The sequence below is a fragment of the Geobacter sp. genome (assembly GCF_030834625.1).
Classification (GTDB): Bacteria; Desulfobacterota; Desulfuromonadia; order Geobacterales; family Geobacteraceae; genus Geobacter.
On sequence record NZ_JAUQXO010000039.1, the window covers coordinates 67,371 to 91,793 of the forward strand.

A 24,423-nucleotide genomic window follows, 5' to 3' on the forward strand; every position below is an offset into this window, starting at 1 on the left:
CCCTTTGTCCGGCAACACTGGCAGCTGCGGCCAGGGAGGTGTCTTACGCATGACAAGGGAAATGGATGCTACCATAATTGTTGTGGATGATGATCCTTATGTCCTCGAGAGCCTGTCGTCGTTACTGGAAGCCTTTGGGTTGACGGTCTGCGCGTACTCCCGTGGGGGCAATGCCGTGGAACGGTGTGCCCAGGGCGGGATCGACATAGTACTTACCGACATCAATATGCCCGGCATGGGGGGGATTGAGGTGTTGGAGGCGATTCGCGGCCAGGACCAGGACGTGCCGGTTATCCTCATGACCGGCTATGCCGAGCTCTCCGTTGCCGTCGAAGCCATCAAGAAGGGGGCTTTTGACTTCATCATCAAGCCTCACGAGCCCCTTCAACTTCTCCATACCCTGGAAAAGGGGATCGATTACAAGAGGCTTGTGCAGATCGAGAAGAACTATAAAGTGGAACTGGAGAATACCGTTGCCCAGAGGACCCGTGAGCTGGCGGAGACGCTTCACATGCTCAAGAGTATGAGCAAGGAAGTCGTGGAACGGCTCACGGCGGCCGCTGAACTCAGGGACGAGGAGACCGGGACCCATAACTCCCGCATCGGCATGTATGCGGAGAGGCTATCACGGGTTATGGGGCTTGCGGATGATTTCGTCGAGACCATCACTGTGGCCAGCGCCATGCATGACATCGGCAAAATCGGCATACCTGACTCTATCCTCTTCAAGTCTGGCCCCCTCAGCAGGGACGAGTTCGAAACGATCAAAAGGCACACGGTCATCGGTGCCCGCATTCTCCGGGGTTCGTCCTATGCCATGCTTCAGATGGCTGCGTCGATTGCCCTCACCCACCACGAACGGTGGGATGGCACCGGCTATCCCCATGGGCTCGCGGGTCGGGAGATCCCTATCGAAGGGAGAATCGTCATGCTCGTCGACCAATACGACGCCTTGCGCAGTCGAAGGGCCTATAAACCTTCCCTGGACCACGAAACTGCCTGTAGTATCATTATCAAGGGCGATGGCAGGACGATGCCCGGTCATTTCGACCCGGAGGTCCTGGGGGCATTCCGGCAGACGGCGCATCACTTTGATGAGATATTCCGAAGTCAGTGGCTGGATTGCCTGGCAGTGTCCTGCCCGAAGCCGGATGTGTCCAGCTCCTGTGCGGCGGGACGGTGACATTACAATCTCCATGCCAAATTGCCCTGTTGGCCCTAAAAGCTTCTTTACAGTGCTTTGGCGAGATGGTATACTGCACCGGCATATATGATAAAGGCTAATAAAATCAGGCATATTCTGGCCTCGGTCATCATTCTTGCAACGCTCTATCTCGCCGTTTCCCTGGCCCTGAAGCTCGGTTCGGGTGGCAAGAAAGGGGAAGGGCTGCCAGCCCTTCCACGCAATGTCGAACTCTCCCTCAGTAAAATCCATTACACGGAAACCAAGGATGGCGTCAAGCAGTGGGACCTTTTCGCCGAAAAGGGTGAGTACGACAAGGCGCGTGACGTTACAAGGCTGACCGGCGTGCGTCTTGTGCTGCATGAAAGAGGCAGAAGCGGAGATATTACTCTCGTTTCGGACCAGGCCGATTACTACAATGCGTCAAAGGACGTGAGACTCTCCGGCAACGTAGTGGCAATAAGTGACTCGGGCATGGAGTTCACAACGGGACGGGCATCCTACGAGGCTGGTCGCTCCCTTGTGGTGACCGATGACAGGGTCAGGTTCACTGATAGCGGAATGAGCGTCACAGGGGTGGGAATGGAATTGTCAGTCAAAACCCGGCAGGTACGGATTCTTAGGGACGTGACTGCGATCGTCACGCCGGGGAAAAAGGGATAACATGAGACTAATGCTCACCGCAATGCTCTTCCTGCTGGCATCCTTGGGGACAGCGCACGCCGCGCCGCTTCCGAAGGGGGGACAAGAGGGGCAGCCGATTACTATTAAATCGAACGAGCTTTTCACTGACAGTAAGAGCAAGACGGCCACCTTTACCGGCAAAGTCATCGCCCGGCAGGGGGATCTGACGATCTACGCAGACAAGCTCGTTGTCTACTACAAGGAGGACGGAGGAGATCTCGACAGGGTTGAGGCCTCAGGTAACGTCCGGATCGTTCAGGGAGACCGCCTTGCAACGGCCCGCGAGGGGGTCTATCAGAGCGCCGAGCAGAAGATAATACTTACCGGTGATCCCAAGGTGATTCAGGGAGAGAACACAGTTTCCGGGAAGGTTATTACCTACTTCGTGAACGAAGAGAAGAGCGTCGTCACCGGTGGCCCAGACGCACGGGTTGAGGCGGTAATTACGCCAAAGGAAAAGGGGAAGGATGGCGGCAAGCAGCGCTGATACGATCCTGCGGGCCCAAGGGCTTCGTAAGGGTTTCGGCAAACGTGTCGTCGTGAATGGTGTCGACCTGCGGGTTTCCACCGGTGAGGTGGTGGGACTGCTGGGTCCCAACGGCGCTGGGAAGACCACCACGTTCTACATGGTCGTAGGGCTCTGTCGTCCGGACGGTGGCCAGGTATTTCTCGGTGATGACGAGATTACCGTGCTCCCCATGTACCAGCGTGCGCGGATGGGAATCAGCTATCTCCCCCAGGAACCGTCTGTATTCCGAAAGCTTACTGTTGAAGAAAACATTATGGCAGTCCTGGAGACCATGGACCTCTCTCCGGCGGAACGGCGCGAGCGTGTCAATGAACTTATCCGTGACTTCAAGATCGGCCATATCGCCAAGAGCAAGGGGTACGCCCTCTCCGGTGGCGAGCGCCGCCGGGTCGAGATTGCGCGGGCACTGGCAACGGAGCCCCTTTTTATTCTTCTTGACGAACCCTTTGCCGGCATTGATCCCATTGCGGTTATCGATATTCAGGGGATCATCACCGAGCTGAAGTCAAGGGGAATAGGCATTCTGATCTCCGACCACAACGTGAGGGAAACGCTCGGTGTGTGCGACAACGCCTATATCATGAATGCCGGTAAGGTGATCGAGTACGGCGATCCGGTCAAAATTGCTGCGAGCAAGCAGGCCCGGGAGATCTACCTGGGAGAGAAATTCAGACTTTAACGCTTTTGGTGTGACGCTTCCGTCACTATGGGCGGACATGTCTGGCGAATCGTGCTGCATGAAACCGCGTTTAGGATGTTCTAGTTATGGCCATTGAAATGCGTCAACAGATGAAGCTGACCCAGCAACTGGTGATGACTCCCCAGTTGCAGCAGGCCATCAAGCTTCTTCAGCTCTCGCGGCTTGAACTCCAGGATCTTGTCCGTCAGGAGATGGAGGAGAACCCGGTTCTTGAGGAAACCCTCGAGGTGGAGGAGCCCAAAGAGCAGGACCAGTTGGAACAGGCAGAGAAGGAGGAGACGCCCCCCGGCGAGGACAAGGAGTTCCAGGAGGTTAAGGCGGGGGAGGAGACCTTGCGGGACACCGACTGGGACAGCTATCTGGAGGGTTATAATTTCAGCGCCGGTGAGCAGTATTACGACGACGACGAGCGCCCCTCCTACGAAAATGTCCTCACTCGCAAGGGCACCCTGAGTGATCACCTCATGTGGCAGTTGAGCCTCACCCGGCTCAGCGACGTGGAAACGGCTGTTGGTGCCGAGCTCATCGGCAACATCGACGACGAAGGGTATCTCCGTGCCACCGTTGAGGAGCTCGCACGGTCACTGGGCGTGGATGAATCCGTTGTCGAGGCCTGTCTCAAGAAGATTCAGGAATTCGATCCGATGGGGGTTGGCGCCCGGGACCTTCGGGAGTGTCTTCTCATCCAGGTGGAGCAGCTTGGCATGGGGGGGAGCGTCGTGGAAGGAATTCTGCGCAATCACCTCCACGATCTCGAGACCCGCAAGTACAAGCAGATTGCCAAAGCCCTCGGGGTCGACATCAACGATATCCTCATGGGGGCACGGATCATTGCGGGTCTTGACCCCAAACCGGGACGGATTTATGGCTCCGAAGACGTTCACTACATCTCCGCCGACATCTTTGTCTACAAGATTGGGGAGGACTATGTGGTGGTGCTTAACGACGAGGGACTCCCCAATCTCCGGATCAGCCCCTATTACGCAGGGGAGGCCAAGGCGAGCGGTCACGTGGATGCCAAGGCTGAGGAATACATCAACGACAAGGTCCGTTCGGCCATGTGGCTGATCAAGAGTATCCACCAGAGGCAGCGGACCATCTACAAGGTGGCAAAGAGTATCGCCAAGTTCCAGCGAGACTTCCTCGACAAGGGAATCGAATACCTCCGTCCCCTTGTCCTGCGTGACGTGGCCGAGGATATCGGTATGCACGAATCGACCATCAGCCGCGTCACGACAAACAAGTACATGCAGACCCCCCAGGGACTCTTCGAAATGAAGTATTTCTTCAACAGTGGCATTTCCACCGGCGAGGGTGATTTCATTGCTTCCGAGAGCGTAAAAAACAGGATCAAGGAAATCGTTGAGGCCGAAGATCCCCGCAAACCATACAGTGACCAGCGTATCGCCGATCTCCTGTCGGCTCACAGCATCCACATCGCCCGTCGCACGGTCACCAAGTACCGTGAGATGCTGAGAATCGGCTCGTCTTCGGAGCGCAAGCGTCATTTTTGAGCCATCCCGGCTCATATTTTTTTTCTTTCGACGTTTCGGGTTGAATGATTGCATTTTCGTGATTTAACTGAAGTAGGAGCAGGTGACCCGAGACGCATTTACCGTAAGGAGGAAGTCATGCAAATTACGACAACGTTCAGACACATGGAGCAAAGCGAGGCCCTCAAGAGCTACGCCGCCGAGAAACTGGAAAGGGTTAAGAAATATATTGACGAACCCATCACTGCCCAGGTTTATCTCACCGTGGAGAAGATTCGCCACATGGCAGAGGTGACCCTTACCGCCAAGGGGATCACCATGAAGGCCGCTGAAGAGACCAATGATATGTATGCGGCCATCGATGCCGTGGTGGACAAGATCGAGCGTCAGCTCCGCCGGTACAAGGAGCGTCTCAAAGACCACAAGCCGGCTGCTGACAGCCGTGCCCTCGAAGTGCAGAAGACCATCCTTACCGCCGAGAGCATCGACCAGCAGCAAGAGCCGGTAATCGTCCGGAGCACGACCATCACCGTCAAGCCGATGTCCGTTGAGGAGGCAGTCATGCAGATGGATCTCCTTCACAAGGACTTCCTTGTCTTCACCGACTCCTCAACCGAAGTCATCAACGTGGTCTACCGTCGCAAGGACGGCAACTACGGCCTCATCGAGCCGTCGCGCAAATAAGAGGGTGCGCCGCGCCGCCCCCTTGCGTGCACGGCGCACTTCCCTTTAACCGGGGCAGAGGAGGGGAATCACCCGTTGAACACTGTCAGTCTCTCAATAGAAGATCTCCTCAATGACTCGGAGTACGGTCTTGATCTTTCTCTTCTTGCGGGAGGACGAGGGGTCAGTCATCGGGTATCCAGTTCCCGTATCCAGAAGCCGGGCCTTGCCCTCACCGGGTACACTGACCACCTCCATCCGGATCGGGTACAGGTCCTCGGGAATACCGAAATATCTTACTTGCGCCAGCTCCACGAGGAACTGGCGACGATTTTCGTCGACAAGTTCTGTGAGTACCCGATTTCCTGCATCATCGTCACCAAGGGGCTCGATCCACCCCAATTCCTCAAGGATGCGGCCGAACGCGAAGCAATTCCCCTGCTGGTGACACCGCTGCAGTCGTCAACATTTATCTCGCTAATCACGAAGTTCCTTGAGGAGCGGCTTCTCCCCACGACCCACATCCATGGTGTCCTCGTGGATGTCCTTGGCGTGGGGTTGCTTCTGCTGGGGAAGAGCGGCATCGGTAAGAGCGAGTGCGCCCTTGATCTTGTCATACGCGGTCATCGGCTTGTGGCCGACGACGTGGTGTCTGTGAAGAAGAAGATGCCGGCAGCCCTTGTGGGGCAGGCGGCCGAGGCGATCCAGTATCACATCGAGATCCGGGGGCTCGGGGTTCTTAACATCAAGAACCTTTTCGGCGTATCCTCCATCCGGGAAAAGAAAATTATCGATATGGTGATCGAGCTGGTGGAGTGGGACCCTCAGCACGAATACGACCGGCTTGGCCTCGACGACGAGGTCTACACGATCCTCGATATCGAGCTCCCCTACATCAAGATTCCCGTCCGACCCGGGCGCAACCTAACCTCCATCATCGAGGTGGCGGCCCGCAATCATCTCCTCAAGGGAATGGGGTACCACTCGGCACGGGAGTTTCAGGAGAAGCTCATGGCACGGATGGAAGTTCGCCCCCTCGGGGATGAGGTGGAGTAGCCGATGCGTATTCTGGTTATCTCCGGCCTCTCCGGCTCGGGCAAGTCGACGGCCGTTCGCGTTCTGGAGGACGAAGGGTTCTTTTGCATTGACAATCTTCCGGTCCAGCTCTTCCCGACCATTATCGATCTGGTCCAGAAGGCCCAGGAGTCGGTGCCGGGGGTGGCCCTCGTCATGGACATCCGGGGGAGGGACTTTCTCAAGGGTTTCGAGAAGGTCTTTCAGGAGATCGACGGTGCGGGTCATGCCGTTGAGATCATCTTCTTCGATGCAACTGACGAAGTCCTGATCCGGCGCTTTTCGGAAACCCGCCGGCGCCATCCGGCCCTGGAGAGTGGTTCCGTCCCCGAGGGGATCCGCCATGAGCGAGATCAACTGGCGGGGCTCAGGCATCTTGCCACCCTCGTTATCGATACATCGGAGCTGAACGTCCACCAGCTCAGGGAGATGGTGCTGACACGGGTAAAGGGAGAGGCCGGTGCCCGGAAGATGACGGTCCACCTCCAGTCGTTCGGTTACCGGTTTGGAATCCCACTGGAGTCCGATCTGGTCATGGATGTCCGCTTCCTCCCCAACCCCCACTTCGTGCCGGAGCTTAAGCCTTTTACGGGACTCGACCCCCGCGTCCGGAATTTTGTTCTCGAAAAGCCCGAAACGGGCCAGTTTCTTGCCAGGTTCGAGAACCTTCTCGAATACCTCCTCCCTGCCTACCAACGGGAGGGGAAATCGTACCTTACGATTTCTATCGGCTGCACCGGTGGCAGGCACCGGTCGGTTGCCCTTGTGGATGAGCTTCAGGGGTTTTTCGCCCGAATGGGCATAGTGGTGAAGGTGAGCCACAGGGATATGGAAAAGGGATGAACAGATGATAGGATTGGTGCTCGTTACCCATGCCGGCCTTGCCGAGGAACTCCTCAGGGGGGCCGAGATGATCGTGGGTCACATTGAATCTGCCGAAGCTGTCGGCATCCGTCCGGGTGACCCGGCCGATGCGGTCATGGATAGCATTGCCGGCGCCGTGAAGCGCGTTTCCGAAGGTGGGGCGCTCATTATGACCGACATGTTTGGCGGGACCCCCTCAAACATGAGCCTTTCCTTTCTGGAGGCAAACCGGATCGAGGTGTTGACCGGCGTCAATCTGCCGATGGTTATCAAGTTTGCCTGCGAGCGGGATCGGGCTTCTGTTGCCGAACTGGCCACGTCCCTCAAGGAGTGCGGCCGCGAGAGTATCGCCGTGGCCGGCGATTATCTGAAATAATCAGGATTTACAGGGATTATCTGCAATGCTCGATCAGGATTTTACCATCGTCAACAAGCTTGGCCTCCACGCCCGGGCCTCGGCACTCTTCGTCAAGACTGCAAGCCGCTTTCGCGCCGATATAAAGATCGAGCGAGAGGGGATCGAAGTGAACGGCAAGAGCATCATGGGGATCATGATGCTGGCTGCTGCCAAGGGAACGGTTATCAAGGTCAAAATTGAGGGGGAGGACGAGGCCGAAGCGATGGCCGCGCTCGGAGAGCTCATAACCAATGGATTCGGCGAGGAATGACACAAAGATTTTCCGCGGGATTGAAGCCTCCTCCGGAATAGCCATAGGCACGGCGCGCATGACCGACCGCAGCCGCGTGGCGGTCACCGAGGTTTCCATCGGCGACGACGAGGTGGCGCAGGAATGCGCTCGCTTCCAAGCGGCCCTCCAGGACGCCCGCAATGAACTTCTTTCTATCAAAGAGCACCTTGCAGCGCGCCGCGGACCTGAACACCTCTATGTGGTCGATACCCACCTTCTGATCCTCGAAGACAGCATGCTGACCCGCGGTACCCTCGACCTGATTGCCGGCGAGCGGATCAATGCCGAAGCGGCCCTCAACCGCAACCTCCTTAAATTCAAAGAATTCTTTGCTGCCATCGAAGACGATTACCTGCGCGAGCGGGTCGGTGACGTGGAAACCGTCGTCGAGCGCATCATGCGCGCCATGGTGGGCAAGCGTCAGGAATGCATCGGCTCCATTGACGGCGGCAAGATCATCATCGTTGCCCACGATCTCTCACCCACCGATATTCTCCAGATCGACAAAGACAAGGTAATCGGCTTCATCACCGACCTGGGAGGGCGGACATCCCACACCGCAATCCTGGCCAGGGCGCTGGAGATTCCCGCCGTGGTAGGACTTGAGACGATCACCGGTGAGGATATTGACGGACTGCCGATGATCATCGACGGCACCGACGGCACGGTGGTCGTCAATCCCGACCTGCAGACTTTCCGTGATTACCTGCGACGCAAGCAGCACTACGACTATCTGGAGCAGGAATTTCTCAAGCTTCGGGACCTCCCCTCCGAAACCGCCGATGGCCATCGGGTCTGCCTGATGGGGAACGTGGAGTTTAGTGAAGAGATTCCGACGCTCAAGGGGCATGGGGGGGAGGGGGTCGGACTCTACCGGACCGAAATGCTCTACATGAATCGTCAGGGGCTTCCGGATGAGGAGGAGCAGTACCTTGCCTACTCCGCCATTGTCGAGGGGATGGCACCCCTGCCGGTTACCATCCGGACCCTTGATGTTGGAGGTGACAAGCTTGCCACCGACCTCCACCTGGAGGACGAGATGAACCCCGCCCTGGGGCTTCGCGCCATTCGCCTCTCGCTCCGCAAGCCCGATGTTTTCAAGACCCAGTTGCGGGCTATTTTGCGTGCCAGTTCCCGGGGGAAGGTTCGGATATTCTTCCCGATGATTTCGGGGATTGAAGAGGTACGCGCCGCCAAGGCCCTTCTGGAGGAGGCGAAGGGCGAACTTCGTGCCGCCGGGGTTCCCTTTGACGACGGCATTGAAGTAGGCATCATGATCGAGATCCCCTCGGCGGTTGTCATTGCCGACATTCTTGCCCGGGAAGTGGATTTTTTCAGTGTTGGCACCAATGACCTCATCCAGTACTCGTTGGCCATCGACCGGACCAACGAACATCTGGCGCACCTCTATCAGCCGCTGCACCCGGCCGTTCTCCGCTCCCTCCGCATGGTGGTCGATGCGGCCCATACGGCCGGAATTCATGCCTGCATGTGCGGCGAGATGGCGGGCGAGGCCCGCTATCTTCCGATCCTCCTTGGTTTGGGGTTCGACGAGCTCTCTATGACCGGTGTCTCCATCCCGAGGGTCAAGAAGGTGCTGCGCAGGGCAACCAGGGCCGACGCCGAGCAGCTCGTTGCCCGTGCGCTCGCTTTTTCCACTGCAGCTGAGGTGGAAGCCTACCTGAGCGGCGAGATTTCCGCACGGTATTCCGAGAGTTTTGACTGATTGTTGTTCGGTTTCTCCCTTGACAGCGGCCGCTGTCACCTTATACAATTCCCACTTTTAGAGACTACAAAACAGCCCAAATTTTCCTGTGAGGAGGAACAATCAGCGATGGAGATGAAGGACTATATTTTTACCTCCGAATCGGTTTCCGAGGGGCATCCCGACAAAGTTGCGGACCAGGTGTCGGACGCCATTCTCGATGCGATTCTCACCCAGGACCCCAAGGCACGCGTTGCCTGTGAAACTCTCGTAACCACCGGCATGGCGGTCATTGCCGGCGAGATCACTACGAGCGCAGTGGTGGACTACCCGAAGGTGGTTCGCGAAACCATTCGCGAGATCGGCTACAATGACTCGGCCATGGGGTTCGACTGGGAAACGTGCGCAGTCCTCGTCTCCATCGATAAGCAATCCCCGGACATCGCCCAAGGGGTCACCGAGGGGGAGGGGATGTTCAAGGAGCAGGGAGCCGGCGATCAGGGGCTCATGTTCGGCTACGCCTGCACCGAAACACCCGAGCTCATGCCGATGACCATCATCTATGCCCACAAACTGACCCAGAAGCTTGCCGAAGTTCGCAAGACCGGGGTATTGGACTTTCTTCGTCCCGATTCCAAGTCCCAGGTTTCCATCGAGTATGTGAACGACAGGCCGGTGCGGGTCGACACGGTGGTCATCTCCTCCCAGCACACGCCGGAAGTTTCCTATGAGACCATCAAGGAAGGGATCATCGAGGAAGTCGTCAAGAAGATCATCCCGGCGAACCTCATGGATGAGAGGACCCGTCTGCTCATCAATCCCACCGGCCGCTTTGTCATCGGCGGTCCCATGGGGGACTGCGGCCTGACCGGGCGGAAGATCATCGTCGACAGCTACGGCGGGCATGGCGCCCACGGCGGAGGCGCCTTCTCCGGCAAGGACCCCTCGAAGGTGGACCGCTCCGCTGCCTACATGGGACGTTACGTAGCCAAGAACCTGGTGGCCGCGGGCCTCTGCGAGAAGTGCGAGGTGCAGGTTGCCTACGCCATCGGCGTGGCCGAGCCGGTTTCGGTCATGGTTGATGCCGCCGGCACCGGCAAAATCCCTTCCAAGCGGATTGCCGAGATCGTCTGCGAAGTCTTTGACCTGCGTCCCCGTGCCATCATCGAGCAGCTTGACCTCCTCCGTCCCATCTACCGGAAGACCGCCGCCTATGGCCACTTTGGCCGCGAGCTCCCCGAGTTTACATGGGAGCGGACCGACAAGGTGGATATCATCCGTCAGAAGGCGGGAATCTAGTGAGTTAGTAGCGGGTAGCAAGAAGTGAATTAGTAAAAGGCCGGATGACATTGTGTCACCCGGCCTTTTCTTCTTTTTGAATCCTACTCCCTCACTCCCTCGCCGCCTTTTCTGCTGAACCGATACCCCAACCCCCGCACGGTCTGGAAATAGATCGGCTTGGCGGGGTTCGGCTCGAAGTACTTGCGTAGCCGCACGATGAAGTTATCGAGGGTCCGGGTCTCGGTGTCGGAGGAGTATCCCCAGACGTTCTCCAGTATCTCCCGTCGGGCAATGGCCTCCCCTTCCCGCTGGAAGAAGAGGGAGAGCATTTTCACCTCCAGTTCCGTCAGGTCGATCTCCCCCTGGGCGGTCCGGGCGTGGTAGGAGAGGAGGAATACCTCGTTGTCGCCGAAACGGTACGCCTCCTCTATGGGCTCCGGACGATACCACGAGGAGCGACGCAGCATGCCGCCGACCCTCAGCAGAAACTCGTTCAGGTTGAAAGGCTTGGTGATGTAATCATCGGCGCCGCTCTTGAGTCCCGTGATCCGGGCACCCTCATCTGAGCGGGCCGTGAGGATCAGGACCGGCACCCGACTGTCCATGGCCCGGATCCGTTCGCAGACAGCAAAACCGTCCATTCCCGGCAGCATGACATCGAGAATGATGAGAGCGAAGCGGTCATAGGCAAGCCGTTCCAGGGCCTCTTCGCCGCTCTCCACGTGACTTACCCGGTATCCATCTATCTCGAGGTTGAAGCATATCCCCCGGGCCAGGTGCATCTCGTCTTCCACCAGGAGTATATGGGGTTTTTCTTCGGTCATGGGGTGCCCCCCTTGCGGCGGGGGAGGGGGAAGCTGATGGTGAAGGTGGTTCCCTTTCCGACTCCCTCGCTTGTGGCAGTTACGGTCCCGCCGTGTTCCTTTACCACGGATTTGACGATCCAAAGCCCGAGGCCGGTTCCCCGGATAGCCTCGCCTGTGCTGCGGATGCGATAGAATTTTCGGAAGACATTCTTGAGGTCCTTCCTGTCGATCCCTTTGCCATTGTCCTGGAAGGACAGGACGCAGCGGTTTCCCTCCCGTTTCAGCGCTACGCGGATCTCCGGAGCACCGAAACTGTAAAGGATTGCATTCTCGAATAGATTGCGCAGAACCGTTTCCATCCCCTCCACATCGATGGCGGCCGAAATTTCTTTCTCAATATCGAGGATCACGCTTCCCCCTTCGGGGAGGATGTGGCGCTGCTGATCCATGTAGTTGGTTACCAGGGCTGAAAAGTCCACCACCGGGTACCGGGAAGCACGCCGCCGCTGTTCGATCTTGGCAACCATCAGGATATTGCTGGTGAGGTTGTCAAGGCGGTCGATGTCCACGAGCATGGTGTCGAGGAACCGCTCCAGCTTGTCAGGGGGGGGCTTGCGCAGACGGATCGTCTCCAGGTGGAGCTTGATGGAGGCCAATGGCGACTTGAGCTCATGGGTCGCCTGCGAAATGAAGTCCTGCTGTTCCTGATTCAGGTTAGACTGGCGGCGCCAGTAAATGAAGATGACGTAGACTCCCACCAGGATGAAGACGAGGAGCACCAGCCCCTCCACCAGCACCACCCAGTCGAAGCCGCGGCCCAGGAGTTCGGGGCGATAGCGCTCGGCCAGCTCCCGGAACTCCTTGTGGCGACCCACGAACCAGGTGATCCAGAAAAAGACCAGAAGCCCCCAGACAACCTGGATGCCGATCAGCGCCATGAGGGGATTGACGAGTTTCTTCAGCCATTTCATGGCATTTTGTGTAACACCCCCCTGACCCGTTTGCAAGGGGGGATTTCGTATGAACCTCGTTTTACAAAACTATTACACATGCTTTGGTTACGGCTCTGGTATGGTTACGCAAGTAGACGACACCGGCAGGGGGAGAGGAAAATGATCGGACCGATCACAATAGGCAAGCATGAGGTGAAGTATCCGCTTATCCAGGGAGGTATGGGAGTTCGCATATCGGGATGGAGGCTTGCGGGGCACGTGGCCAAGTGCGGTGGTGTTGGACTCGTGGCGTCTGCGGGGGTTACGCTCAACAGCGGGCTCTATACCGGCGCCAACTACCTGCAAACGAATCCCGAGGCGCTCAAGCTCGAACTGCGCAAGGCCTATGAGGTTGCCCCCGACGGCGTCATCGGTGTGAACATCATGGTGGCTCTCTCTGATTACGAAGATCTCGTCCGGGCCGCCATTGAGGGCGGTGCCAAGGTGATCGTCTGCGGCGCAGGACTTCCCATGACGCTCCCCGAACTGACCGCCCATGCTCCCGACGTGGCGATCGTGCCAATCGTCTCGTCGCTTCGGGCTGCCCAACTCATCGCCAAGAAGTGGGACAAGGGTTATGGTCGTCTCCCCGATGCGGTGGTGGTGGAAGACCCCGATACCGCCGGCGGACACCTGGGTGAAAAGATCGAAAACATCGGCAGCGGTGATTACGACCACTACGGCACCATCCGCGCCATCAAGGAATTCTTCCGCGCCGAATATGGCAAGGCCGTGCCGGTCATCGCCGCCGGCGGAATCTGGGATCGTGCCGACCTCCTCCATGCCCTTGCCGAAGGGGCTGACGGAGTCCAGATGGCAAGCCGCTTCGTGCCAACTGTCGAGTGCGATGCCGACGACGCCTACAAGCAGATGTACCTCGACTGCCGTCAGGAAGACATCGGCCTCATTATGAGCCCGGCCGGGTTGCCGGGGCGGGCCATTCTCAGCAACCAGGAGGGGATAGCCCTGTATGATCAGGTACATTCCAGCGAGTGCACCAACGGTTGCCTCAAGAAGTGTTCCTACAAGGAGACCGGCGAGCGGTTCTGCATCGTGAGCGCCCTCGACCGGGCCCAGCAGGGTGATATGGAGTCAGGGCTCGTCTTCTGCGGCACCAACGCCTGGAAGGCCGACCGGATCACCACCGTTCAGGAAATCTTCGACGAGCTCTTCGCAGCGGAGGCGGGTCAGGCAGAGAAGGCCGCCTGACATAGATTTTTCAGTGACATAACGATGGAAGGGGCACCAATAGGTGCCCTTTTTTCATGAAAAAGGGAATTCGGCTTTGACCCCGCCGCGCCATAAATGCTATAAATCCCTTTTGCCGATACGATTTGGAACAACCATAATTAACGGAGGATACAATGTCGACAACCATCACACAGACCGCGACCACCGGCGCGTTCACGGACTATCACGTACAGGACCTCTCCCTTGCCGCCTGGGGGCGCAAGGAAATGATCATCGCCGAAACCGAGATGCCGGGCCTCATGGCCATCCGCGAGGAGTACGCCGCCAGTCAGCCCCTGAAGGGAGCCCGCATCGCCGGCTCGCTCCATATGACCATCCAGACCGCCATGCTGATCGAAACCCTCACGGCCCTTGGCGCCGAGGTGCGCTGGGCATCGTGCAACATCTTCTCTACCCAGGACCACGCCGCTGCCGCCATTGCCGCAGCCGGCATCCCGGTCTTCGCTTACAAGGGTGAAACCCTTGAGGAGTACTGGGATTTCACCCACCGGATCTTCGAGTGGCACGACGGCGGCACCCCCAACATGATCCTCGACGACGGCGGCGACGCCACCCTTCTCCTGCACCTGGGGAGCGACGCCGAAAAGGACCCCTCCGTCATCGCCAATCCCACCTGCGAGGAGGAGCAGTTCCTCTTTGCCGCCATCAAGAAGCGCCTGGCCGAGAAGCCGGGGTGGTACTCGAAGACTGCGGCCGCCATCAAGGGAGTCACGGAAGAGACTACCACCGGTGTGCACCGCCTCTACCAGATGCACGAAAAGGGTAAGCTCAAGTTTCCGGCCATCAACGTCAACGATTCGGTCACCAAATCAAAGTTCGACAACATCTACGGCTGCCGCGAGTCCCTGGTGGACGGCATCAAGCGGGCCACCGACGTGATGGTGGCCGGCAAGGTGGCCGTGATCTGCGGCTACGGCGAGGTGGGCAAGGGGTGCGCCCAGGCCATGCGCGGGCTCCAGGCCCAGGTGTGGGTCACCGAGATCGACCCCATCTGCGCCCTCCAGGCCGCCATGGAAGGGTACAAGGTGGTCACCATGGAGTGGGCCGCCGACAAGGCCGACATCTTTGTTACCACCACCGGCAACATCAACGTCATCACCCATGATCACATGAAGGCCATGAAGCACAACGCCATCGTCTGCAACATCGGCCACTTCGACAACGAGATCGAGGTTGCGGCCCTCAAGCAGTACCAGTGGGAGAACATCAAGCCCCAGGTGGACCACATCATCTTCCCCGACGGCAAGCGGATCATCCTCCTGGCCGAGGGGCGTCTGGTGAACCTGGGGTGCGCCACGGGGCATCCCTCCTACGTCATGTCCTCCTCCTTCGCCAACCAGACCCTGGCCCAGATGGAGCTTTTCTGCAACCCCGGCAAGTACCCGGTGGGTGTCTACATGCTTCCCAAGGAGCTGGACGAGAAGGTGGCCCGGCTGCAACTCAAGACCCTCGGCGCCATGCTGACGGAGCTCACCGACGAGCAGGCCGCCTACATCGGCGTGTCGAAAGAGGGACCCTACAAGACGGATCACTACCGGTACTGAGCGCGCGCTTGCACCAATGATAAAGGCCGTCGGGATCGAATCCCGGCGGCCTTTTGTTATTCGTACGCATGTTGTGCTATCGGTCTGCCACCAACCCCTTCAACTCCTCGATCAGCTCCGCCAGAAAGTCGTACCCCTTCTGCCAGAAGTGGGGATCGGCCAGATCGATTCCCGCCGGTTTCACCGTGTCTGCCGGTGAGAGGGAGCCGCCGCTCTCCAGGATGCTGACATAGGTAGGGATGAACGCATCGCCGTCCTCCAGGTACTTCCGGTAGAGGGAGAGGACCAGGAGCTCGGCGAAGGTGTAGGAATAGCAGTAGAAACGGGCGTGGATGAAGTGGGAGATGTAGCTCCACCCCCAGCGGTAGGGCTCGATCATCTCCACCGCGTCGCCGTAGAGCTTGCCGTTCTCCTCCCACCACAGGTCGCAGAGCCGCGTTGCGGTGAGGAGCCCCTCCTTCCGCTCCTTGTGCATCCGCTCCTCGAAGCGGGTGAGGACGTTCTGGCGGAAGGTGGTGGCGATGATGTCCTCGATCTTGGCGCAGAGGAGGGCGATCTTCACTTGTGGATCGCTCTCGCGGGCAAGGAGGGAGCGGGTCAGGAGCATCTCGCCGAAGACCGACGCCGTCTCCGCCAGTGGCAGCGGTGCGTGGTAGTTGAGCATGGTCTGCTTCTGTGCCAGGACGAAGTGAAGCCCGTGCCCCAGCTCGTGGGCAAGGGTCGCCACGTCCCGCAGGTTGCCGGTGAAGTTCAGGAGCACATAGGGGGAGAGGCTCGGAGTCATCCCCATGCAGAAGGCGCCGCCGCTCTTGCCGGGGCGCGGCAGCACGTCGATCCGGCGCTCGGCGAAAAAGGCGGCGCAGATGTCGCGGAACCGGGGCTGAAACGCGCCGTAGGCCTCCAGGACTATTTCCCGGGCCTCCTCGAAGGTGTAGCGGCGGTCCGTCTCGCCCACCGGGGCGTAGACATCGGTGTTTTTCAGCTTCGGCAGGCCCAGAAGCCGCGCCTTGAGGTGGAAGTAGTCCCGGGCAAGGCCGTAGTTGGCCTCGGAGACATCCATGAGCCGGTTCACCACCTCTTCGGGGATCTCGTTCCCCAGGTTCGTGGGCTCCATGGGATGGCGATAGCTGCGGAGCTCCAGCTCCTGGCCATGGTCCAAGGCCACGGTGTTGAAGATGGCGCCGAGGGCGATTCCTTCCTCCTCGTGGCGCTTGAGGAAGGTGGCGAAGGCCCGCTCACGCACCGCCGCGTCAGGATGGTGGAGGAGGCCCAGGAGCTCCTCGCCGGTGAATTCCTGCTCCTCCCCCTCCAGTTCCATCCGGTAGCGGAAGGACGCTGACAGTTCGTCGAAGAGCCGGGTGAAGGCATCGGCCCCCGTGAGGTTCTTGAGCCTCAGGAGCTGCTCCTCCCGCTCAGTGAGGGTGTGGGGCTTGAATTTACGCACGCTCTCCAGGTAGTGGCGGTAGCCGGCAAGGCTCTCGGCAGCGGTTATCTCCGCGAAGCTCCCGTCAGGGATGTCCATGATCTCCAGGTCGAAGAACAGGAGTTCGCGCCCCATGAGGTTGCCGAACTCGGCGGTACGCTGGGAAAGCTTCTTGTGCTCGTCGTTCTCGGCGTCGGCGGCGAAGAGGAGATGGGCGTAGAGTTGGGGCTTTACGAGGATCTCCGTGAGGGCCTCGTAGCGCCGAAGCGCCTCCCGAAGCCCCGCTGCATCGAGGGAGGCGACCTTCCCTAGATAGGCCCCCCGGAATCCCTTCGCCTCGGCAGCCCCCCGGTTCAGGTCGGATTCGAGTTCCGGAGCGTTCGGGGCGGAATAGAGGGGATCGGTGTTCCAGAGCATGGCGGTGATGTCGGAAGTCATAGCGGTCCTTTCACGAAAAATGGGAGCTCACGTTGCGCTCCCATTCTGGATTACCACAGGGGAGGGAGAAATCAATAGAGTTTTTCGGCTAATCGAGGAATACTCACGGTGAAGATTTCTCCCGGTAATGGTTTCCGAGGACACTGCACCCATGATCGAAGACATGCCCATCGAACTCCCCATCGACGGAACCCTCGATCTCCACACGTTCCGGCCCGGTGAGGTGAAGGAGCTCGTCCCCGATTATCTTGCCGAATGTCGCAAGCGTGGCATCTACTCCGTTCGGATCATCCACGGCAAGGGGACGGGTTCCCTGCGCCGGACCGTGCATGCCATGCTGGAGCGCCTTGAGGTTGTGGCGTCGTTCCGCCTTGCGGGAGAGGACGCCGGCGGGTGGGGGGCGACGCTGGTGGAGTTGCGGAGGGAAGGAGGGTAGGCGATAGGGGAGGGGTAGTCTTCCGCAGATCACCCAACCCGTGTTTCTGTGTGAATCTGGTAGGGACCCGTGGTGTAGGAGCGGTAACAAATTTCCCCTGAATATTTCAGCAGAGCCTCCAGGCGGTCCCGGTTCACTGGGTGGGAAACGAGGGCAAGCGCTTTTTCAGCCGAAAACCATCCCACCTCTGGACTTTCGTCGCTCGGGGTCGGCTCGCCGTTCCGGTGGCGGGCCAGGAAGGTGAACACCAATGCCGGCGGCGTAGAGAGCTTCGACCAGACAGTAGCCAGGTGCTCCAGTTCCACTTCGATGCCGGTCTCCTCAAGCACCTCTCGGTGAACCGCTTCGATGAGACCCTCCCCTTCTTCCACACGTCCTTGCGGGATCTCCCACCCCCGCTTCACATGGCGGATCAGGAGGACCTGACCGTTGGTGTTCCTTGCCAAACAACCGACGACAACGGTGTGTTTCGGATTGTCCATGCTTTCCCCCTCCAAAGGAAAAGGCCCGCCGGAAGCGGGCCTTTCGTTGTTCATCGGTTTGAGGCTAGGCGCACTCGGAATACCCGCAGACCCGGCAGACGGCGCAACCACCTTCGTGCTCGACGATGCCGCCGCACTCGGGGCAGGCGCCCCGCTCGGGGGCAGTGGTTTCCAGCCCTACGTCGTAGCCTGCCGCCTGCATGTGGGCCTGGATCGCCTTGGCAACTGCGTCGGCGCAGGAGAGGACCTTGTTGTCGCCGAAGCCGGCGGGGAGGTGGCAGGAGATGCCGAGGAGCTGCTTGATCACCTGCCTGGCCTGGACGCCGCTGCGCCAGGCCAGGGACACCATGCGGCCGATGGCCTCGCACTGGGAGGAGGCGCACCCGCCCGCCTTCCCCATGGTGGTGAAGAGCTCGAAGAGCCCGGCCTTGTCTTCGTTGACGGTGACGTAGAGGGGGCCGCAGCCGGTCTGCATCTGGTAGGTCCACCCCTTGAGGGCCTTGGGGCGATCCCGCTTCACGGCCCGCTTGTCCTCGGTGTGGGCCACCTTCTCCTTCTCTTCCTTGGCGCCCGTGGAGAGGACCTGCTCGTCCCGGGAGCCGTCGCGGTAGATGGTAACCCCCTTGCACTCCAGCTTGTAGGCCAGGCGGTAGACCTTCTCCACCTCATCGATGGTGGCGGTGTTGGGGAAGTTGACCGTCTTGGAGACGGCGTTATCGGTGTACTTCTGGAAAGCCGCCTGCATGTCGATGTGGTCTTCCGGGGTGATGTCGTGGGCGGTCACGAAGACCTTGCGGATATCCTCGGGAATCTCCGGCAAGTCGTGAACAGTGCCGTGCTGGGCGATCTTCTGCATCAGTTCTTCGGAGTAGAAGCCCCGCTCCCGGGCCATCTCTTCGAAGATGGGGTTCACCTCCACGAGGATGTTCTTGTCGAGGACCTGACGCACGTAGGAGACCGCGAAGAGAGGCTCCACGCCGCTGGAGGAGTTGGCGATGATGGAGATGGTGCCGGTGGGGGCGATGGTGGTCACCGTGGCGTTGCGGATGGGCCCTTCGCCCGGCCGGTCATAGGTGGAACCGACGAAGTTGGGGAACGAACCCCGCACGGCGGCCAGTTCCCGTGAGTAGGCATGCCCCTCGTCATTGATGAAGCGCATCACCTTCTCGCCCAGGCTGATGGCCTCCGGGGAGCTGTAGGGGATGCCCAAGAGGATCAGCATGTCGGCCCACCCCATGACGCCGAGGCCGATCTTGCGGTTGGCGCGGGTCATGTCGTTGATCTGGGGGAGGGGGTAGTTGTTCACCTCGATGACGTTGTCCAGGAAGTGGACCCCCAGGCGGATGACTTCCTTGAGGCGTTTCCAGTCAACGTCGCCGTTGTTCACCAACTTCCCCAGGTTGATGGAGCCCAGGTTGCACGACTCGTAGGGGAGGAGCGGCTGCTCGCCGCAGGGGTTGGTGGACTCGATCTCGCCGACCAGGGGAGTCGGGTTGTCCCTGTTGAGCCGGTCCAGGAAGATGATCCCCGGCTCGCCGTTTTTCCAGGCCTGTTTCACGATGCGGCTGAAGACCTTGCGGGCGTTGAGGGTCCCGCACGGCTTGCCGTCCCGGGGGTTGCGCAGGTCGTAGTCGGCGTCCCTCTCCACCGCCTCCATGAAGGCCTCGGTGAGCCCCACGGAGATGTTAAAGTTGTTCAGCTGCTTCTGGTCATCCTTGCACATGATGAAGTCCATGATGTCCGGATGATCCACGCGGAGAATCCCCATGTTGGCGCCGCGCCGGGTCCCTCCCTGCTTGATGGTCTCGGTGGCTGCGTCGAAGACCCGCATGAACGAGATTGGGCCGCTGGAGATGCCCGAGGTGGAGCGGACCACGTCGTTGGCTGGCCGCAGTCGCGAGAAGGAGAAGCCGGTACCGCCGCCAGACTTGTGGATGAGGGCCGTGTACTTGACCGCGTCGAAGATATCCTCCATGGAGTCGCCCACGGGGAGGACGAAGCAGGCGGAGAGCTGACCCAGTTCCCGCCCCGCGTTCATGAGAGTAGGAGAGTTGGGGAGGAACTCGAAGGAGGTCATCAGGTCGTAGAACTTCTGGGCAAGGGCCTTGGTGTCGGCCTTCTTGTCGAAGTTGCGGTCAGCAACGGCAATGGCCTCGGCCACGCGCCGGAACATGTCGGCGGGGGTTTCGAGAACCTTCCCCTCGGTGTCGCGCTTGAGGTAGCGTTTCTCAAGGACGGTGCGGGCGTTCTTTGAAAGCCCGGGGATATCGGTGGTCGTCTTCGTCTTCGTTTCTGCCATGGTTTTCTCCTCCTGCCGCACTAGTGGCTGATGTCGTATGAAAGGCTTGTTTGCCATATATGTTGTGGTGAGGCGAAAGAATAGCCACAATATGTATGGTCTGTCAAGGAGTAAAAAATACCGCTCTAACGGGTTGATTCAACAGTACATTAGCCTTATTGCCGGTTTTTCGGGCACGGGAAAGGGCCGCGGGTAATTTACAAGCTGCTGTATCTGTGATAAGTGTTTTTGATTTTTCTTAAGAACGGAATCGGCCCATGGATCGTTGCAAGGAATGCAGTACAGAGCTCCTCGAAGCGGAAGTTCACGCACTGAAAGACCTGATAGGGGTGGCGAGGACCGTGGTCTCAACCCTTGATCTCGACCAGGTCCTCCAGGAGATCCTGACCAGTGCAATGCGCTTCGCCGAAGCACCTGCTGGAAGCATCGCCCTCTACGACAGTGTGCAGAGCGATCTGACCCTCCACGCCCATAAGGGGCTTACCCCCGAATTCGTCACGACCGAGCGGTGGGAGCTTCACCCGGGCGGGCTAACCGAGCGGGTAGTCACCGGCGGGGAGATCCTGTTCGTCAACGACACCGAAAATACTCCGTTCTCCATCAACCCCATCACTCTCAAGGAGGGAATCAGATCCCTGGTCTGCATCCCCCTCAAGGTCCAGAGCCGGCTTGTCGGCATTCTCTACCTTGACGACTTCGTTCCACGGGAGTTCGACCGTGAGAAGTTGAAGCTCCTGGACGTTCTTGCCTCCTTTGCCGCCATGGCCATCGACAATGCCCAGCTCCATACCCGGACGCGGCTCATGGCCATAACCGATGCCCTGACGGGCCTCTACAACCATCGCTACTTCCAGCAGATGTTCGGCAGGGAGCTGAACCGGGCCAAACGCTACCATAAGCCCCTTTCCCTCATCATGATGGACGTGGACGACTTCAAGAAGTTCAATGATACCTACGGCCATCCCCATGGCGACAAGGTTCTGGGGGCCATGGGAGACATTCTTGCCGAGGCGTTGCGCAGCACCGATTTCGCCTTTCGCTACGGTGGCGAGGAGTTCATCGTGCTTCTGCCGGAAACGGATTTCCCGAGCGCACTCCAGGTGGCCGAGCGGCTCCGGGAACTCGTGGAGCACAAGAGCGCCGGCGAACTGCAGGGGATTGCCCCCCATGGCGTGACCGCAAGTGTCGGCGTGGCCTCTTTCCCCCGGGACGGTGAGACCCGCGACGAGCTCCTCAAGAGCGTGGATGGACTCCTCTATCGGGCCAAGGAGTGCGGGAAGAACAGGGTCCACTATCGCACCGAGGGAGAAAAACGATGAGACGTTCCACGATAGCGACGGTCAGGACCTCTGCCGGGCTCTTTGCATCCCTCTGTGCAGTGGCGCTCCTTGGAGGGTGCGGCACGGTTTCTAGTTTTTTCGGCAAGGGGGATGTTCGTGTTTCCCCTGGGGCTGTGCATGGGGCGGCTTCGACCGGAGTGCCCAAAACGGCTCCTGTCACGGTGGAATCTCAACGGGTTCCGGATTTGCCCGCGCTGCCTCCCGTGAACAGATCTGCCGCTGCCCGTACGCAGGAGATTCCGGCGCTTCCGGGGGTATCGCGCCTCGCGCCTCCCATGGCCACTTCAGCAGAGCGGTTTTACCGCGACGCCTTCCTCACCGAGGACACGGTCTGGAGTGGCGAGGTGGTTGTGGAAGGCTCCCTCACGGTGGCGCCCCAGACAACCCTCACCCTTGAGCCGGGGACCGTTGTCCGTTTTCGACGGACGGCGCCGGGGGAGGGTGCTGGCCCGCTCCTCCTTGTCCAGGGCCGGCTCGTGGCTCGGGGAAGCTCTGAGGCTCCGGTCCGGTTCACATCCATCTTTCCCGATCCCCAGGCCGGAGAGTGGCAGGGGATCATCTTCCTTGCCAGCGAGAAGAAGAACCTCCTGGAGCAGTGCCGTGTCGAGGGGGCGGTTGCCGGCATCGACGCCTCCTTTTCCACCGTCACCCTCAGGCAGGTCTCCTTTGCCGTCTGCGGAACCGGCGCGCGGTTCCAGGACTCCATCGTCACGGTCAGTGGCGGCGGAGCTTCGGGCTGCGCTGTCGGCATAGACCTCGTGGAGAGCGAATCGGATGTTCGGGACGTGGCTGTACGTGGTAACCGCCTTGGCATGGCGGTTCGCGGCGGCTCCCTTTTTCTGGAGGGGGCCCGGTTTGAGGGCAACACGGAGACGGCTCTAACCGCGGCTGCATCCCGGCTCAGCATCGCCGGCGCCCTTTTTCAGGCAAACGGCTCCGGCATCGTTCTCAGCGACTGCGAGGGAAAGGTGACGGCGGCACGGATCGTGGATAACCGCGACGTGGGCATTCATCTTGTCCGCTCCCGGGTTCGGGTGTTCGGAAACGAGATTGCGACGAACGGCGCCATCGGCCTTCGGGTCGAGGATGGCAGGGGGATTGCCTGGGGAAACGCCTTTTCCGGTAACGGCCGCTACGACATCGACAACGCTGGCGGGGAGGATTTCAGGGCCGTTGCCAACTGGTGGGGAGATGCCGAGCCATCGCTCGAAAAACGCCTGCTCCACCATGTGCAGGACCTCACTCGGGGAAGGGTTCTGGTGAACCCGGTGCTCAGGGTGCGGCCCCATCTGGCGACCCTGAATTCCGTTGCTAAATAGCCGATGCCATGGTAGGTTTTTCCCCATGTCGCTTTACCTTGACAATGCCGCCACGTCGTATCCCAAGCCCGAATCGGTCTATGAAGCGGTAAGCACTGCGCTCCGGGAAGTCGGTGTCAGCCCGGGAAGGGGAGGGTACCGTCGCGGCCTGGAGGCGACCCGCCTTCTCTTCGAAACCAGGGAGGCGGCGGCATCCCTTTTCGGCATCGGCGACTCGTCGCGGGTGGTCTTCACCCACAGCGCCACGGAGTCCCTTAATCTGGCGGTGCTCGGGCTGATCAGATCCGGCGACCATGTGATCACCACCTCTGCGGAACACAATTCGCTCGTCCGTCCCCTCCACCTGGCTGGGCAGCGCGGAGCCGAGATTACCTGGGTCGAGGCCGATCGCCGCGGCATTGTCACGCCGGACCAGATTGCCGCCGCCATGCGCCCCTCGACGCGGCTCGTGGCCCTGGCCCACTGCTCCAATGTGACCGGAGCCATCCAGCCGGTCGGAGACATTGCCGCTGTGGCCCGCCGCGCCGGAGCCCTTGTCCTTGTGGATGCGGCTCAGAGTGCGGGAATGATCCCCATCGACGCGCCGGCCATGGGGATCGACCTCCTGGCGGTTCCGGGACACAAGGGGCTCATGGGGCCCCAGGGAACCGGCGTTCTGTACGTGGCTGACGGTGTGGAGTTGGAGCCGCTTATTGTCGGGGGGACGGGGGGGTACTCGTCGGGGATGGAACAGCCGGATGCCATGCCCGAGCGGTTCGAGAGCGGAACCCACAACCTGCCGGGCATCGCCGGGCTTGGGGCGGGCATCGATTTCATCCGCACCGTAGGCCTGGAAGTAATCCGCCAGCGGGAAGAGAACCTTGTTGCCCGCCTCTTGGAGGGACTTGCTGCGATGCCGGGCGTAACCTGTCATGGGCCCCTTCCGGGCGAGCCGCGGGGCTCCCTCGTGAGCTTCACGGCGGACGGAACCGACCCGCAGGCCATCGGTTTTCGCCTCGACCAGGAGTTTGACATCTGCGTGAGGGTAGGACTCCACTGCGCCCCCGCCGCTCACCGGACCATCGGCACCTATCCCGGGGGGACGGTCAGGGTGAGCCCCGGCTATTTCACCAAAGATGAGGAGATCGACGCGTTTCTCATGGCGATGCGGACGATCCTTGGCGCCAAATGATTTCCGTGTACCCTTTCTGAAGGGTATGGGGGCAGCGTAACAACGATTGCTGGCTGG

At 59.8% G+C, this 24,423-nt stretch carries 23 protein-coding genes; 18 read left to right on the top strand and 5 right to left on the bottom strand.

Annotated elements, in window-relative coordinates; genetic code table 11:
* Positions 1–49 precede the first annotated feature (49 nt).
* The 12 genes from RCH91_RS10650 to metK all read left to right on the top strand — a co-directional run bounded on the left by RCH91_RS10650 (position 50) and on the right by metK (position 10,883).
* On the top strand, positions 50–1,183 hold the full coding sequence (locus tag RCH91_RS10650) for an HD domain-containing phosphohydrolase (protein WP_306534917.1): 1,134 nt from the start codon (positions 50–52) through the stop codon (positions 1,181–1,183).
* 87 nt (positions 1,184–1,270) lie between these two features.
* Entirely contained in the window at positions 1,271–1,846 is a 576-nt protein-coding gene (lptC, locus tag RCH91_RS10655; RefSeq protein WP_306534919.1) for an LPS export ABC transporter periplasmic protein LptC, read from the top strand.
* Between the two features lies 1 nt (position 1,847).
* Complete coding sequence (lptA, locus tag RCH91_RS10660; protein WP_306534921.1) at positions 1,848–2,354, top strand: lipopolysaccharide transport periplasmic protein LptA; 507 nt, start codon at positions 1,848–1,850, stop codon at positions 2,352–2,354.
* On the top strand, positions 2,335–3,075 hold the full coding sequence (gene lptB / locus RCH91_RS10665; RefSeq protein WP_306534922.1) for an LPS export ABC transporter ATP-binding protein: 741 nt from the start codon (positions 2,335–2,337) through the stop codon (positions 3,073–3,075). The genes lptA and lptB overlap by 20 nt, the downstream gene beginning before the upstream one ends.
* 86 nt (positions 3,076–3,161) lie before the next feature.
* Entirely contained in the window at positions 3,162–4,610 is a 1,449-nt protein-coding gene (rpoN, locus tag RCH91_RS10670) for an RNA polymerase factor sigma-54 (RefSeq protein ID WP_306534924.1), read from the top strand.
* Between the two features lie 117 nt (positions 4,611–4,727).
* On the top strand, positions 4,728–5,273 hold the full coding sequence (hpf, locus tag RCH91_RS10675) for a ribosome hibernation-promoting factor, HPF/YfiA family (protein ID WP_306534926.1): 546 nt from the start codon (positions 4,728–4,730) through the stop codon (positions 5,271–5,273).
* A gap of 75 nt (positions 5,274–5,348) precedes the next feature.
* Positions 5,349–6,308, top strand: a complete 960-nt coding sequence (hprK, locus tag RCH91_RS10680) for an HPr(Ser) kinase/phosphatase (protein WP_306534927.1) — start codon at positions 5,349–5,351, stop codon at positions 6,306–6,308.
* Between the two features lie 3 nt (positions 6,309–6,311).
* Positions 6,312–7,169 carry an RNase adapter RapZ gene (gene rapZ, locus RCH91_RS10685; RefSeq protein WP_306534928.1) on the top strand — a complete coding sequence of 286 codons (858 nt, stop codon included), beginning with the start codon at positions 6,312–6,314 and terminating at the stop codon, positions 7,167–7,169.
* Between the two features lie 4 nt (positions 7,170–7,173).
* Positions 7,174–7,566, top strand: coding sequence for a PTS sugar transporter subunit IIA (locus RCH91_RS10690; protein WP_306534929.1), 393 nt, complete (start codon positions 7,174–7,176; stop codon positions 7,564–7,566).
* A gap of 25 nt (positions 7,567–7,591) precedes the next feature.
* Positions 7,592–7,858, top strand: a complete 267-nt coding sequence (locus RCH91_RS10695) for an HPr family phosphocarrier protein (protein ID WP_306534930.1) — start codon at positions 7,592–7,594, stop codon at positions 7,856–7,858.
* On the top strand, positions 7,839–9,605 hold the full coding sequence (gene ptsP / locus RCH91_RS10700; RefSeq protein WP_306534931.1) for a phosphoenolpyruvate--protein phosphotransferase: 1,767 nt from the start codon (positions 7,839–7,841) through the stop codon (positions 9,603–9,605). Before RCH91_RS10695 ends, ptsP begins: the two co-directional genes overlap by 20 nt.
* Before the next feature lie 108 nt (positions 9,606–9,713).
* Positions 9,714–10,883, top strand: a complete 1,170-nt coding sequence (metK, locus tag RCH91_RS10705; protein WP_306534932.1) for a methionine adenosyltransferase — start codon at positions 9,714–9,716, stop codon at positions 10,881–10,883.
* Between the two features lie 83 nt (positions 10,884–10,966).
* On the opposite strand, the gene RCH91_RS10710 is transcribed toward metK, so the two are convergent.
* Together RCH91_RS10710 and RCH91_RS10715 are read right to left on the bottom strand one after the other, a co-directional pair.
* Positions 10,967–11,689 carry a response regulator transcription factor gene (locus tag RCH91_RS10710; protein ID WP_306534933.1) on the bottom strand — a complete coding sequence of 241 codons (723 nt, stop codon included), beginning with the start codon at positions 11,687–11,689 and terminating at the stop codon, positions 10,967–10,969.
* Positions 11,686–12,642, bottom strand: a complete 957-nt coding sequence (locus tag RCH91_RS10715; protein ID WP_306534934.1) for a sensor histidine kinase KdpD — start codon at positions 12,640–12,642, stop codon at positions 11,686–11,688. The genes RCH91_RS10710 and RCH91_RS10715 overlap by 4 nt, the downstream gene beginning before the upstream one ends.
* Before the next feature lie 141 nt (positions 12,643–12,783).
* Between RCH91_RS10715 and RCH91_RS10720 the strand changes: the two genes are divergently transcribed.
* Together RCH91_RS10720 and ahcY are read left to right on the top strand one after the other, a co-directional pair.
* The gene (locus RCH91_RS10720) at positions 12,784–13,872 is read left to right on the top strand and encodes a nitronate monooxygenase family protein (RefSeq protein ID WP_306534935.1); all 1,089 of its coding nucleotides are present in this window, start codon (positions 12,784–12,786) and stop codon (positions 13,870–13,872) included.
* A 155-nt stretch (positions 13,873–14,027) separates the two neighbouring features.
* Positions 14,028–15,458, top strand: a complete 1,431-nt coding sequence (gene ahcY / locus RCH91_RS10725; RefSeq protein WP_306534936.1) for an adenosylhomocysteinase — start codon at positions 14,028–14,030, stop codon at positions 15,456–15,458.
* 76 nt (positions 15,459–15,534) lie between these two features.
* Here ahcY and RCH91_RS10730 read toward each other — a convergent pair whose 3' ends face one another.
* Entirely contained in the window at positions 15,535–17,319 is a 1,785-nt protein-coding gene (locus RCH91_RS10730; protein ID WP_306534937.1) for a M3 family oligoendopeptidase, read from the bottom strand.
* Between the two features lie 151 nt (positions 17,320–17,470).
* Between RCH91_RS10730 and RCH91_RS10735 the strand changes: the two genes are divergently transcribed.
* Positions 17,471–17,755 (top strand): Smr/MutS family protein, encoded by a 285-nt coding sequence (locus RCH91_RS10735; protein ID WP_306534938.1) that lies wholly within the window; start codon positions 17,471–17,473, stop codon positions 17,753–17,755.
* Between the two features lie 29 nt (positions 17,756–17,784).
* Here the strand turns inward: RCH91_RS10735 and RCH91_RS10740 are convergent, their stop codons facing one another.
* Complete coding sequence (locus tag RCH91_RS10740; RefSeq protein WP_306534939.1) at positions 17,785–18,237, bottom strand: NUDIX hydrolase; 453 nt, start codon at positions 18,235–18,237, stop codon at positions 17,785–17,787.
* Positions 18,238–18,301: 64 nt separating this feature from the next.
* Positions 18,302–20,536 carry a vitamin B12-dependent ribonucleotide reductase gene (locus RCH91_RS10745; RefSeq protein ID WP_306534940.1) on the bottom strand — a complete coding sequence of 745 codons (2,235 nt, stop codon included), beginning with the start codon at positions 20,534–20,536 and terminating at the stop codon, positions 18,302–18,304.
* Between the two features lie 257 nt (positions 20,537–20,793).
* On the opposite strand from RCH91_RS10745, the gene RCH91_RS10750 reads away from it, so the two are divergent.
* The 3 genes from RCH91_RS10750 to RCH91_RS10760 are packed head-to-tail and all read left to right on the top strand — an operon-like array spanning position 20,794 to position 24,366.
* Positions 20,794–21,855 (top strand): sensor domain-containing diguanylate cyclase, encoded by a 1,062-nt coding sequence (locus RCH91_RS10750; RefSeq protein ID WP_306534941.1) that lies wholly within the window; start codon positions 20,794–20,796, stop codon positions 21,853–21,855.
* Positions 21,852–23,195 carry a right-handed parallel beta-helix repeat-containing protein gene (locus RCH91_RS10755; protein ID WP_306534942.1) on the top strand — a complete coding sequence of 448 codons (1,344 nt, stop codon included), beginning with the start codon at positions 21,852–21,854 and terminating at the stop codon, positions 23,193–23,195. The genes RCH91_RS10750 and RCH91_RS10755 overlap by 4 nt, the downstream gene beginning before the upstream one ends.
* A 25-nt stretch (positions 23,196–23,220) precedes the next feature.
* The gene (locus RCH91_RS10760; RefSeq protein WP_306534943.1) at positions 23,221–24,366 is read left to right on the top strand and encodes an aminotransferase class V-fold PLP-dependent enzyme; all 1,146 of its coding nucleotides are present in this window, start codon (positions 23,221–23,223) and stop codon (positions 24,364–24,366) included.
* The last annotated feature ends 57 nt before the right edge of the window (positions 24,367–24,423 follow it).